Origin of the sequence: Microbacterium sp. SLBN-154 (assembly GCF_006715565.1) — a bacterium.
Classification (GTDB): domain Bacteria; phylum Actinomycetota; class Actinomycetes; order Actinomycetales; family Microbacteriaceae; genus Microbacterium.
In genome coordinates, this window is the sequence record NZ_VFNL01000001.1 from 2,649,852 (window position 1) to 2,662,044 (window position 12,193).

Annotated in this window: 10 protein-coding genes; 6 read left to right on the forward strand and 4 right to left on the reverse strand. The window is 70.3% G+C overall.

Annotated features, from left to right (window positions below; translation table 11 throughout):
• Positions 1-4: 4 nt before the first annotated feature.
• The 6 genes from FBY40_RS12845 to FBY40_RS12870 all read left to right on the forward strand — a co-directional run bounded on the left by FBY40_RS12845 (position 5) and on the right by FBY40_RS12870 (position 6,522).
• Entirely contained in the window at positions 5-1,066 is a 1,062-nt protein-coding gene (locus tag FBY40_RS12845; protein WP_141939211.1) for a sugar ABC transporter substrate-binding protein, read from the forward strand.
• An 8-nt stretch (positions 1,067-1,074) separates the two neighbouring features.
• A complete protein-coding gene (locus FBY40_RS12850; protein WP_141939212.1) occupies positions 1,075-1,938 on the forward strand; it encodes an ATP-binding cassette domain-containing protein in 864 nt (287 codons plus the stop codon).
• Complete coding sequence (locus FBY40_RS12855) at positions 1,935-3,116, forward strand: sugar ABC transporter permease (RefSeq protein WP_141939213.1); 1,182 nt, start codon at positions 1,935-1,937, stop codon at positions 3,114-3,116. Before FBY40_RS12850 ends, FBY40_RS12855 begins: the two co-directional genes overlap by 4 nt.
• Before the next feature lie 146 nt (positions 3,117-3,262).
• On the forward strand, positions 3,263-4,345 hold the full coding sequence (locus FBY40_RS12860) for a sugar ABC transporter substrate-binding protein (protein ID WP_141939214.1): 1,083 nt from the start codon (positions 3,263-3,265) through the stop codon (positions 4,343-4,345).
• Between the two features lie 96 nt (positions 4,346-4,441).
• Positions 4,442-5,254, forward strand: a complete 813-nt coding sequence (locus FBY40_RS12865) for an ATP-binding cassette domain-containing protein (protein WP_141939215.1) — start codon at positions 4,442-4,444, stop codon at positions 5,252-5,254.
• A complete protein-coding gene (locus FBY40_RS12870) occupies positions 5,251-6,522 on the forward strand; it encodes a sugar ABC transporter permease (protein WP_141939216.1) in 1,272 nt (423 codons plus the stop codon). Before FBY40_RS12865 ends, FBY40_RS12870 begins: the two co-directional genes overlap by 4 nt.
• A 39-nt stretch (positions 6,523-6,561) precedes the next feature.
• On the opposite strand, the gene FBY40_RS12875 is transcribed toward FBY40_RS12870, so the two are convergent.
• Genes FBY40_RS12875 through FBY40_RS12890 form a run of 4 tightly spaced genes read right to left on the reverse strand, consistent with a single transcriptional unit; the run spans position 6,562 to position 12,159 of the window.
• Positions 6,562-7,254 carry an NAD-dependent deacylase gene (locus tag FBY40_RS12875; RefSeq protein WP_141939217.1) on the reverse strand — a complete coding sequence of 231 codons (693 nt, stop codon included), beginning with the start codon at positions 7,252-7,254 and terminating at the stop codon, positions 6,562-6,564.
• 1 nt (position 7,255) lies between these two features.
• The gene (locus FBY40_RS12880) at positions 7,256-8,776 is read right to left on the reverse strand and encodes an ATP-dependent DNA ligase (protein ID WP_141939218.1); all 1,521 of its coding nucleotides are present in this window, start codon (positions 8,774-8,776) and stop codon (positions 7,256-7,258) included.
• Between the two features lie 33 nt (positions 8,777-8,809).
• On the reverse strand, positions 8,810-9,580 hold the full coding sequence (locus FBY40_RS12885; protein WP_141939219.1) for an LLM class flavin-dependent oxidoreductase: 771 nt from the start codon (positions 9,578-9,580) through the stop codon (positions 8,810-8,812).
• Positions 9,581-9,609: 29 nt separating this feature from the next.
• Positions 9,610-12,159 (reverse strand): ATP-dependent Clp protease ATP-binding subunit, encoded by a 2,550-nt coding sequence (locus FBY40_RS12890; RefSeq protein WP_141939220.1) that lies wholly within the window; start codon positions 12,157-12,159, stop codon positions 9,610-9,612.
• Positions 12,160-12,193 lie beyond the last annotated feature (34 nt).

Sequence of the window (12,193 nt, forward strand, 5' to 3'; positions counted from 1 at the left end):
GCCGATGACCTCCGCTCTCCGCCGCGCTGCCGCGGCCCTCCTCGCGACGGTGGTCGCGCTGGGATCAGCCGGCTGTGCTTCCCCGACGGGGGGTGAGGAGGGGACGATTGCGCTTCTCCTCCCCGACGCCAAGACCGCCCGGTACGAGACCTTCGACCGCCCGTACTTCGAAGAGCGCGTGGAGGAGCTCGGCGACTTCCGCGTGCTGTACTCCAACGCCGATCAGGATGCCGCCAAGCAGCAGCAGCAGGCGGAGGCCGCGCTCACCGGGGGCGCCGGGGTTCTGGTGCTCGACCCGGTCGACGCCAACGCCGCCGTCACGATCGTCCGGGAGGCCAACGCCCAGGGTGTTCCGGTGATCTCGTACGACCGTCTCGTCGCCGGGGGCGATCTGGCTTACTATGTCTCGTTCGACAACGAGAAGGTGGGCCAGCTGCAGGCGGCCGCGCTCACCGAGGCCCTGGCCGGTATCGAACCCGCGACGGAGCAGAGAGGCATCCTGATGGTGAACGGCTCGCCGACCGACAGCAATGCCGCGCTGTTCAAATCCGGCGCCCAGAGCGTCATCGACGAGGCAGGACTCACCGTGCTGTCGTCCTTCGACACACCCGAATGGAGTCCCGACCTCGCGCAGGAGTGGGTTGCCGGGCAGCTCACCCAGTTCGGCGACCGCATCGCGGCGGTCTATGCGGCCAATGACGCCACCGCCGGCGGCGCGGTGGCGGCGCTGCGCGCCGGCAATATCACGCCGTTCCCGATCGTGACCGGGCAGGATGCCGAGCTGACCGCCATCCAGCGGATCCTCACCGGTGACCAGTACATGACGGTGTACAAGGCCATCCGCCCCCAGGCCGAGCGCGCCGCCGACGTGGCAGTCGCGCTGCTGCGCGGCGAGGAGGTCACTGCACCTCTCGAGATCGAGGGGACGCCGACGACGCTCCTCGACCCGGTCGCGGTGACGGTCGACAACATCGCCGACACCGTGGTGGCCGACGGGTTCTGGACCATCGACGACATCTGCACCGCCGAGTACGCCGCAGCCTGCGAGCAGGCGGGACTGCGATGAACGGCGGAATGACGGCGTCCACGTCCCGCCCCCGGGAGCGCGTGCTGACGATGCGCGGCATCGGCAAGCGGTTCGGCGCCGTGCGCGCCCTCAGCGATGTGGACTTCTGGGTCGACGAGGGCGAGGTCGTCGCCCTCGTCGGCGACAACGGCGCCGGCAAGTCGACGCTGGTGAAGATCCTCGCCGGCGTGTACACGGCCGACGCCGGTGTGATCGAGTTCGACGACGCACCGGTGCGCCTCGGCAGCCCTGCCGACGCGCAGGAGCTGGGAATCGCCACGATCTTCCAGGACCTCGCCCTGTGCGACAACCTCGATGTCGTCGCGAACCTGTGGCTCGGTCGAGAACTGGTCTCGGGTCGACGCCTGAACGAGGTCGAGATGGAGCAGCGCACCTGGACGCTGCTGCGCGAGCTCGCCGCGAAGCTCCCCTCGGTGCGGGTGCCGGTCGCCTCGCTGTCGGGTGGTCAGCGTCAAACCGTCGCGATCGCCCGATCGCTGATCGGCGACCCACGCGTGGTGATCCTCGACGAGCCGACGGCGGCGCTCGGTGTGGCGCAGACCGCCGAGGTGCTGAACCTCATCGAGCGGCTGCGCGAACGCGGGCACGGCGTCATCCTGATCAGCCACAACATGGCCGACGTCATGGCCGTCGCCGACCGCGCGGTCGTCTTGCGCCTCGGCCGGAACAACGGCGAGTACGACGTCGCCGACATCACGACAGAGACCCTCATCGCCGCGATCACCGGGGCCACCGCCGATGCGCCGGTACGCCCCGCGCCGGCGCCCGAGCAGGCGACGCCGGGTCGCATCATCCCCCTCCCCACCGACCGCCCCCGCCGACGTCCGCGCACGCAGGACCTCGACGGATGACCGCCGCCGACACGTTCTCGCGCGTCGCCGCTCGCGTTCGGGAGGGCGACCTGGGTGCACTCCCCGTCATCGTCGGGGTGGTCGTCATCTGGTCGGTGTTCCAGTCGCTGAATCCCTCGTTCCTCTCGAGCCAGAACCTCGTCAACCTGACGATGCAGTGCGCCGCCATCGGCACCATCGCGCTGGGAGTGGTCCTCGTCCTCCTCGTCGGTGAGATCGATCTCTCCGTCGGTTCGGTCTCAGGACTGGCCGCCGCGATCCTGGCCGTGACGTTCGTGCAGATGCAGTGGGATCTGATCCTCGCGATCATCGCCGCCGTGGCTGCGGGGGCGGCGATCGGCGCCGGGTACGGACTGCTGCTGACCCGGTTCGCTCTGCCCAGCTTCGTCATCACCCTGGCAGGACTCCTGGGGTTCCTCGGCCTGCAGCTGTGGGTGCTCGGCGAGACCGGATCGATCAACCTGCCCTTCGACTCGTGGTTGGTGGTCTTCGCGCAGCAGCTGTTCCTTCCCGCCTGGCTCTCCTACGTGCTCGTCGCCCTCGCCGTCGCCGGCTACGCTCTCTCGCGCGTGCGCCGCGCCCAGCGGCGCGTGCAGGCGAACCTCGACAGCCAGCGCTACCGCGAGATCGCCGTGCGGACGATCATCCTCGGTGTCTTCCTCGCCGGTGCGACCTGGTACCTGAACCTCTCGCGCGGTGTGGGGGTGATGTTCCTGTTCTTCCTCGCCCTGGTCGTCGTCATCGACATCGTGCTCCAGCAGACGCGATGGGGCCGCGCGGTGTACGCCGTCGGCGGGTCGAAGGAGGCGGCCCGACGGGCGGGGATCCGCGTTGGACGCATCTACGTCACGGTGTTCGCCCTGTGCTCGAGTCTCGCCGCCATCGGCGGCATCCTCGCTGCGGCCCGGCTCGCAGCGGTGAGCCAGAGTTCCGGCGGCGGGGACACGAACCTGAATGCGATCGCCGCCGCGGTCATCGGCGGGGCGAGCCTGTTCGGCGGACGGGGCACCGCGTATTCCGCGCTCCTCGGCATCATCGTGATCCAGTCGATCTCCTCGGGCTTGACGCTGTTGACTCTGGACTCGTCGGTGCGCTACATGATCACGGGCCTCGTGCTCGTCATCGCCGTGATCATCGACTCCCTGTCCCGCCGGACGCGGGAGGCCACCGGCCGGTAAATGCCTTCATGGACCGAACGCATGAGCGCCGTTGCGAAAGCGTTACGTTCACTACTTGACGCCAAGGGTGGCCACTCGGGATGATCGGTCTCGTGAGCGGCCCAATGGGGGCGTCGCGCTCACCATTCGACGATGAAAGGTGAACAATGAAGAAATCCTTCCTCTCGGCCGCGGCGGTGGCCGGCGCAGCCGTGATGCTGCTGGCGGGCTGTTCCAGCTCGACCGGTGGCGACAGCGGCGGTGACGGTGGCGAGACCGGCGGCGGCGACGCCGCGGGCCGGGCCTGCGTCATCCTCCCCGACGCGGCATCCTCGCCCCGCTGGGAGAACTTCGACCGCAAGTACCTGCAGGAGGGCCTGGAGGCGGCCGGCTTCGAGGTCGACATCCAGAACGCGCAGGGCAACACCAACACCTACTCGACGATCGCCGACCAGCAGCTCACCCAGGGCTGCGGTGTCATGCTGCTCGTGGACTACCAGGGTGCGGCGGAGGCCGTCGCTGCGAACGCCACGGCTGAGGGCATCCCGGTGATCGCGTACGACCGTCCCTTCGAGGGCGCCGACTACTACGTCTCGTTCGACAACATGGAGGTCGGGCGTCTGCAGGGCCAGACGGTGCTCGACGGCCTCGAAGCCGCCGGCAAGGACCCCGCCACCGCGACCGTCGTTTACATGGGCGGAGACCCCACCGACGGCAATGCCGCGATGTTCAAGTCCGGCGCCGTGGAGGTCATGGAGGCCGCCGGTATCACCCCGGCCGCCGAGCCCCCGGGGGTCTGGGACCAGGCTGAGTCGCAGACCAACTTCGAGCAGGCCCTCACCTCGCTCGGCGGTCAGGTCGACGGCGTCTGGGCGGCCAACGACACCAACGCCGCCGGCGTCATCAAGGTGCTGCAGGACAACAACCTCGAAGGTGTCGCCGTCTCCGGTCAGGACGCCAACGTCGCGGGCCTGCAGAACATCCTCCTCGGCTGGCAGACCGCCACGGTCTACAAGCCGGTGAAGGATGAAGCCGACGCGGCCGTCGAGCTCGCCGTGGCGCTGCTCAACGGCGAAGAGGTCACCGCCGAGGCCGAGCTCGAAGACGGTACGCCCTACATCCAGGTCACGCCGGTCCTCGTCGGTCCGAACGAAGTCAAGGACGTCATCGCCGCCGGCGACGCCTCCTACGACGACGTCTGCACCCCCGACGTGATGGCCGCGTGCGAGGAGTTCGGCGTCACCGAGTGATGCCCCGCGCGTGACAACGCGCCGAACCGGGGGCGCCACGGCACCGCGCCGTGGCGCCCCCGCCGCGCCCCTCCACCCGGTCGCAAGGAAGCGAGCATGACAGACACCATCCACACCCCCACCGCCCTGGAACCCATCATCGAACTCGTCGGGGTCAAGAAGTCCTTCGGTCCCGTCAGCGTCCTCAAGGGCGTGAATCTCAAGGTCTACCCCGGCAAGGTGACCGCTCTGGTCGGCGACAACGGCGCCGGCAAGTCCACCCTCATCAAGGGGCTCGCCGGTGTGCAGCCCTACGACGAGGGCGAGGTCCTCATCGACGGTCAGCATCGCGATCTCGTCGCCCCGCGGGACGCCTCGGGCCTCGGCATCGAAGTCGTCTACCAGGACCTCGCGCTGTGCGACAACCTCGACATCGTCCAGAACATGTTCCTCGGGCGCGAGGAGCTCACCTTCGGCATGTTCGACGAGGGGCGGATGGAGAAGGACGCCTCCGACACCCTGCGCTCCCTGTCGGTGCGCACCGTCAAGTCCGTGCGCCAGAAGGTCTCCTCACTGTCCGGTGGGCAGCGGCAGACCGTGGCCATCGCTCGTGCGGTCCTGAAGAAGGCCCGTGTGGTCATCCTCGACGAGCCGACGGCAGCGCTCGGGGTCGCTCAGACCGAACAGGTGCTGAATCTCGTTCAGCGCCTCGCACAGCAGGGTGTCGCCGTCATCCTCATTAGCCACAACCTGGCCGATGTGTTCGCGGTGGCCGATGACATCGCCGTGCTCTACCTCGGTCAGATGGTGGCGCAGATCCCCACCGTCCAGACCACACGTGACGACGTGGTCGGCTACATCACCGGTACCAAGACCAACGGGGTCGAGATCATCGACACCACCACCCTCAGCACGGGAGGAGCCGAATGAGCAGCAACGCGACCCGAACCGAGGCTGCACCCGACCCGGTGACCAGCGATCTGATCGGCAGCGGCGTCGAGGGCGGCCTGATGGACCAGGTGAGAGCCTGGCTCCAGCGCGTCCGCGGCGGCGACATGGGCGCGCTCCCCGCGATCGGCGGCCTCGTCGTCCTCGGCATCCTCTTCAGCGCACTCAGCCCCTTCTTCCTCACCGAGCGCAACTTCGCCAATCTGCTCAACCAGGCCGCAACCCTGGTGGTCCTCGGCATGGCGCTCGTCTTCGTGCTGCTGCTCGGCGAGATCGACCTGTCGGCCGGCGTGACCGGCGGCGTCGGCATGGCGCTGTTCGTCGTGCTCACGGCCCAATTCGGCATCCCCTGGCCCCTGTCGCTCCTCATCGGATTCGCCTTCGGCTTCCTCACGGGCGCGTTCATCGGATTCTTCGTCGCGAGGGTCGGCATACCCTCGTTCGTGGTGACGCTGGGTCTGTTCCTGGGATTCCAGGGTCTCGCCCTGACGGTCATCGGACCCGGCGGCCTCTACCGCGTCGAAGTCCCCGAGCTCCTCGCGCTGCAGAACGGCAACCTGCCGGTGTGGGGAGGCTGGGTGATGCTGCTGGTCATGCTGCTCATCTCCGCCGCGACGAGCTTCTGGGACCGCAATCGGCGCACCCGGGCCGGCGTGCCCAACCGGGCGCTGTCGCTGGTGTGGATCAAGCTCGCCGCCATCGCCGTCATCGGCGGGGTCGTGGTGTACGTCCTCAACCAGAACCGCGGCCAGTCGGTCGTGGCGGTCGAGGGCGTGCCGATCATCGTCCCCGTCGTGCTGACGATCCTGTGGATCGGGACCCTTGTGCTCGACCGTACGAAGTTCGGCCGCTACATCTACGCGATCGGCGGCAACGCCGAGGCGGCACGCCGCTCGGGCGTGAAGGTGCGCTGGGTCAAGTGGTGGGCCTTCGTCATCTGCTCGAGTCTCGCCGTGGCCTCGGCCCTCCTCGCGGTGACGCGCGTCGGCTCGGTGGACGCCACGGTCGGTCGAGACATCGTGCTGAGCGGCGTCGCGGCGGCGGTCGTGGGTGGTGTCAGCCTCTTCGGTGGACGCGGGCGCCTGGTCCACGCGGCCATCGGTGCGCTCGTCATCGCCGTCATCACGAACGGCCTGGGGCTGCTGAACCTGCCCGCCGGCGTCAACCTGCTCGTCACCGGCGGTGTGCTGATCCTCGCCGCGACGGTCGACGCGCTCTCGCGCCTGAGGTCGGGCGGCATACGGATCTGACTCCGGGGTGGGTGCGCGCCGGCTCGAAGCCGGGCGCACTCACCCCTTCGTCAGCACCTCCGACACCCACGCGGGCACCACCTGCGACGCGGGCCCGGCGCGGACCTCGTCGAAGGGAACGGCCGCGTCGCTCGGCACGAGGTTGAGCTCCACGGTGCGGGCACCCAGCGCCGAAGCGAAGGCCACGTATCCCGCGGCCGGGTACACACTCCCCGAGGTCCCGATCGACACGAACACGTCCGCGGTGACGAGCGCCCGCTCGATCCGGTCGAGCTCGTAGGGCATCTCGCCGAACCACACCACGTCGGGGCGGAGCGCAGACGCTCCGCACGCCGGACACGCCGGTCGGCCCTCGAGGTCGTCGACGATGACCGACACCTCACCGCACGCGGTGCACAGCGCGTTCGCGAGCGTGCCGTGCATGTGCACCAGCCGCCTCGTGCCGGCGCGCTCGTGCAGGTCGTCGACGTTCTGCGTGACGACGAGCAGGTCATCGCCGATGGCCGCCTCCAGCTCGGTCAGGGCGCGATGGCCCGCATGAGGCAGAGCGGATGCCACGGCCCGCCGACGCGCGTCATAGAAGCGCAGCACGGTGTCGGGATCGCGCTCGAACGCCTCCGGCGTCGCGACGTCCTCGACCCGGTGTCCCTCCCACAGCCCGTCGGCGTCGCGGAACGTCGGCACACCGCTTTCGGCGGAGATCCCCGCACCGGTGAGGACGACGACGCGCACGTCAGCCCCGCAGCAGCGCGCGCAGCGCGTCGATGGTGTCGGCCTCGGCGGCCGTCTTGTCGGGACGATAGCCCTTCACCCGCGCGAAGCGGAGGGCGACGCCACCGGGGTAACGGGTCGAGCGTTGCACACCGTCGATCGCGATCTCGACGACGGTCTCGGGCCGCACGTGCACGACGTGCCCCGAGTGCGCGGTCGCGATCGTGGGGTAATGGGCGGTCTGCCAGGCCAGGAGCTGATCGGTCAGCCCCTTGAAAGTCTTGCCGACCATCACGAACCCACCGGGCGGTCCGAGAACGCCCTCGGGGTCGAGGGCGCCGAGGTGCAGGTTCGACAGCTGACCGCTGCGGCGCCCCGATCCCTCCTCCACGGCGAGGACCACGAGGTCGAAGGTGAGCACCGGCTTGACCTTCAGCCAGCTCTTCCCGCGCCGCCCCGCCTGATAGGGCGCATCGACACCCTTCACCATGACGCCCTCGTGGCCGGCGGCGAGGGCTGCACGGGCCGTCTGCTCGGCGACATCCGGATCAGCGGTCCGCACGGCAGGCACCCGCCACTCCCCCGCCACGCGATCGAGCTCCGCCTGCCGGACGTGGAGCGGCTCGTCCAGCAGGTCGCGGCCGTCGAGGTGCAGGAGGTCGAAGAACCAGGGACGCAGCGCCACGGCCGTCGCCGCCTCGGAGCCGAACCGCGACATCGTCTCCTGGAAGGCGCGCGGAGCGCCGTCCTCATCGAGTGCGAGCGTCTCTCCGTCGAAGATCGCCGTCTCCACCGGCAAGGCGCGCACGGTCTCGACGATCTCGGGGAGCCGGTGGGTGACATCGGCCAGAGTGCGTGTGAACACCCGCACCTCCTCGCCGTCGCGGTGCACCTGGATGCGGGCGCCGTCCAGCTTGTATTCCACCGACGAGTCCCCGGCAGCTGCGACCGCCTCGCCCGCGCTGGCAGCCGTCGCGGCGAGCATGGGCAGGACGGCGCGACCGACGATGAGCCCGACCTCGTCGAGCGCGTCGGCACCGCCGAAGAGGGCTACCGACGCCGCCTCGCCGAGGTCTCCCGACAACATCGCGGCGCGACGCACGGATGCGAGCGGCCGATCGGCTGCGAGGGCGACCGCGTCGAGGAGCACGCCCTCGAGGGCGCCGGTGCGGAGCTCGCCGAGGATGACGCGGGCCAGGAAGTCCCACTCCCTGGCCGTCGCGGCCCGTGCGAGGGCATCGAGCTCGGCCTGCCGCCGTGCCGCAGAGCCTGCTCCGCCGGCGACGGCCAGGCGCTCGAACGCCGCGTCGACGTCGAGGACCGACAGCGTCGCGTGGGGCGCGTGCTCACGCTCGGCGGCGAGCGTGCGCCATCCGACACCCAGCCGGCCCTGTCGAGGCTTCGCCAACAGCAATCCCACGGCGATCGGGACCTCCTGCGGCTCGAGGCCGCGAAGCGTCTCGGCGAGCACGATGACCTTCGCCTTCCGCAACGCCGTTCGCGAGACGGCCTCGGTGGCCTCGACCACCTCTCTCAGAAGCATGGGCGCGATTCTGCCACGGGGGTGCGACACCTGTCAGCGCGCACGGATCGCCGCGGCCCGTTCGATGAACCGCACTGCCGCGGCGCTGTCGCCCGGATCGGCCAGCATCATCCGCAGCACCACCTCGTCGGCGGCGTCGAGGTACTCCGGCAGACGCAGCGCGGCGGTGTCGGGAGTGAGGACGGTGTCGGAGGGCGCCAGACCCAGTCGCGCGAAGTTCGCCGCGTACGCGGGATACCCGGCGTACGCGTCGCGCTCGGCCTCCAGCCGCGGCACCGCGTCGTCGTCGAGCGCGGCGCGGACATAGAGCGCGGCGTGCGCGCCGTCCTGCGCGCGATGCGCCTCGGCCGCCTGTGCGGCCGCGAGTGCGGGGCTCAGCCAGCTGAGGAGCACGCCGTCGGCGGCGGCGGCGCCGAGGCGTCGCATCCGCGGTCCGAGGGCGCCGACGACGATGCGCGCGCCGGTCCCCTCCCGCACCCGGATGATCGCGGTGCGGACGGCATCCAATGCGCCGCGTCGAAGGCCCCCGGACCCGATACCCAGGGTGAGACGCGCGACCGGAAGTTCGAGAGCGCTCACCCGCTCGACGATCTCCTCCCCCGGACGCCGGTCCACCGGGATGACGCCCGTGGCGAGCCCCAGGGTGTCGGTGACCTCGGCGACGGCGGCGAGCACCTCGAGCGCGTCGTGACCCGGGGTGTCATTGACCCACAGGGTGGCGAACCCGGCTCGTTCGACGGCCGGGGCGATCGTGCGAGCAAACCCGGGCCCGACGGCAGCGGCGATTCCGATGGAGCATGCCATGTCCTCAGCATGCCCCATCGGAACCGGCGTCAGGCTGCGGCGGCCACCGTCGCTCCGGCGGCGACCCGCAGCATCCCGTCGAGGGCGTCGAGCCTCACCGCGCCGCCGTCGCTGAGTGCCCCCGAGACGAACAGGTCGGCGATCCGGTCGTCGACCTCTCGCTGGATGAGGCGGCGAAGCGGCCGTGCCCCGTACTCGGGCTCGTAGCCGTTCTCGGCGAGCCAGGCGATCGCCGAGTCGTCGATCTCGAGGGACACCTCGCGGGCGGCCAGCCGCGCACGGGTGGCGCCGAGCATCAGCCCGACGATCTGCTCCAGCTGCTCCTTCTCGAGCTTGCGGAACAGCACGATCTCGTCGATCCGGTTGAGGAACTCCGGCCGCATGGCGTCGCGGAGACGCCCCATCACGCGGTCGCGGAGGTCCTTGTCCGAGCCGAAACCGGTCGCTCCGCCGCCGTCGGCGATGAAGCCGATGGCACCCGAGCGCGAGGCGAGGAACTCGCTGCCGATGTTCGAGGTCATCACGACCACGGTGTTGCGGAAGTCGACCGTCCGCCCCTGACCGTCGGTGAGGCGGCCGTCGTCGAGCACCTGCAGCAGCAGGTTGAACACGTCGGGGTGGGCCTTCTCGATCTCGTCGAACAGCACGATCGAGTAGGGGTTGCGCCGCACGCGCTCGGTGAGCTGTCCCGCCTCGTCGTAGCCGACGTATCCGGGAGGGGCACCGACGAGGCGCGACACGGTGTGCCGCTCGCCGAACTCGCTCATGTCGAAGCGGATGACGGCGCCGTCGTCATCGAACAGGGAGGCCGCCAGTGCCTTCGCCAGCTCGGTCTTGCCCACCCCTGTCGGACCGAGGAAGAGGAACGAACCGACCGGGCGGCGGCTGTCCCCCATGCCGGTGCGGTTGCGACGCACCGCCTTGGCGACGGCGGTCACCGCGTCATCCTGTCCGATGACCCGCGCGTGCAGCTCGCTCTCCAGCTGCGCCAGGCGCTCGCGCTCGGTCTCGGTCAGGCGCTGGGCAGGGATGCCCGTGGCACGGCTGATGACCGCGGCGATCTCGGGTTCGCCCACCACGGCCGCGCCCGCCTTCGCGCCGGCTTCGGTCGCCACGCGCAGGCGCTCCTGCACCGCGGTGATCTCGTCGCGGATCTGCGACGCCTCCTCGTAGCGCTCCGCGGTCACCGCGGCGTTCTTGTCGGCCTCGAGCGTCGCGAGGCGCTCCAGGAGCTCCTGGGTGTCGACCTTCGACCCCAGGCGCAGCCGGAGCCGAGCCCCGGCCTGGTCGATGAGGTCGATCGCCTTGTCGGGAAGCACCCGGTCGGTCAGATACCGGTCGCTGAGTTCGACGGCGGCGCGCAGCGCGTCGTCGGTGTAGGTGACACCGTGGTGCTCCTCGTAGGCGCCGCGGAGGCCGCGGAGGATCTCGACGGCATCGATGAGCGACGGCTCGCCCACCTTCACCGGCTGGAACCGGCGCTCCAGGGCGGGGTCCTTCTCGATCGTGCGGTACTCCTTCAGCGTCGTCGCACCCACCAGGTGGAGCTCGCCGCGGGCGAGCCGGGGCTTCAGGATGTTGCCGGCGTCCATCGCACCCTCGCCGCCGCCCCCGGCGCCGACGACGGTGTGGACCTCATCGATGAAGACGATCAGCTGGTGCGAGCGCGCGGCGATCTCGTCCATCGTGTGGGTGAGGCGCTCCTCGAAGTCGCCCCGGTACCTCGTGCCGGCGAGCATCGCGGGCAGGTCGAGGGCGATGACACGCTTGTCGCGCAGCTGCTCGGGGACGTCGCCCGCCACGATGGCCTGGGCCAGGCCCTCGACGATCGCGGTCTTGCCGACGCCCGCCTCGCCGACGAGCACGGGGTTGTTCTTCGTGCGGCGGCTGAGGATCTCGATCGTCTGCTCGATCTCGTCTTCGCGACCGATCACCGGATCGAGCAGTCCGTCGCGGGCGCGGGCCGTGAGGTCGGTGCCGAAGCGGTCGAGCATGGGCGAATCGGATGCCGCGGCATCCGCCCTCTCGTCGGTGCTCGTTCCGCCGGGGGTGACCGTCTCGCGGACGCTCTGGGTGAGCGCCTCGGCGGTGACGCCCGCCTGGGCGAGGATCTGCCCGGCCGGGGTGTCCTGCGCGAGGACTAGCGCGAAGAAGAGGTGCTCGGGGTCGACGTAGGTCGAGCCGGAGGAGCGCGCGACCTGGAAGGCGTGGAAGAGGGCGCGCTGCACCGACGGAGTGATCACGGCGCCGTCGACGTCGGCCGCCGTCGACGCGGCGGGGAGCCGCTCTTCGGCGGCGCGGGCGATCGCGTCGGGGTCGGAGCCGATCCGCGCCACCGCATCCCGTGCCGGAGCGTGCTGGACCAGCACCCGGAGCACATGCAGGGCGTCGAGTTCCCGCTGCCCGCGATCGAGGGCGTAGCGGCCGGAAAGCTGCAGCATCTCCTGGGTTCGGGCGCTGAGGAAGCGGCTGAGGTCGATCGAACGCTCCGCGCGAGCCCGCTCGCCCGCGAGGTAACGAGCGAGGAACTCGTCGAACGCACTCTGACCGTCACCGGTCTGGGGGAAGTCTTCGGGCATGTCACTCTCCGTGAATGGTGATGCGAAGCCTGCT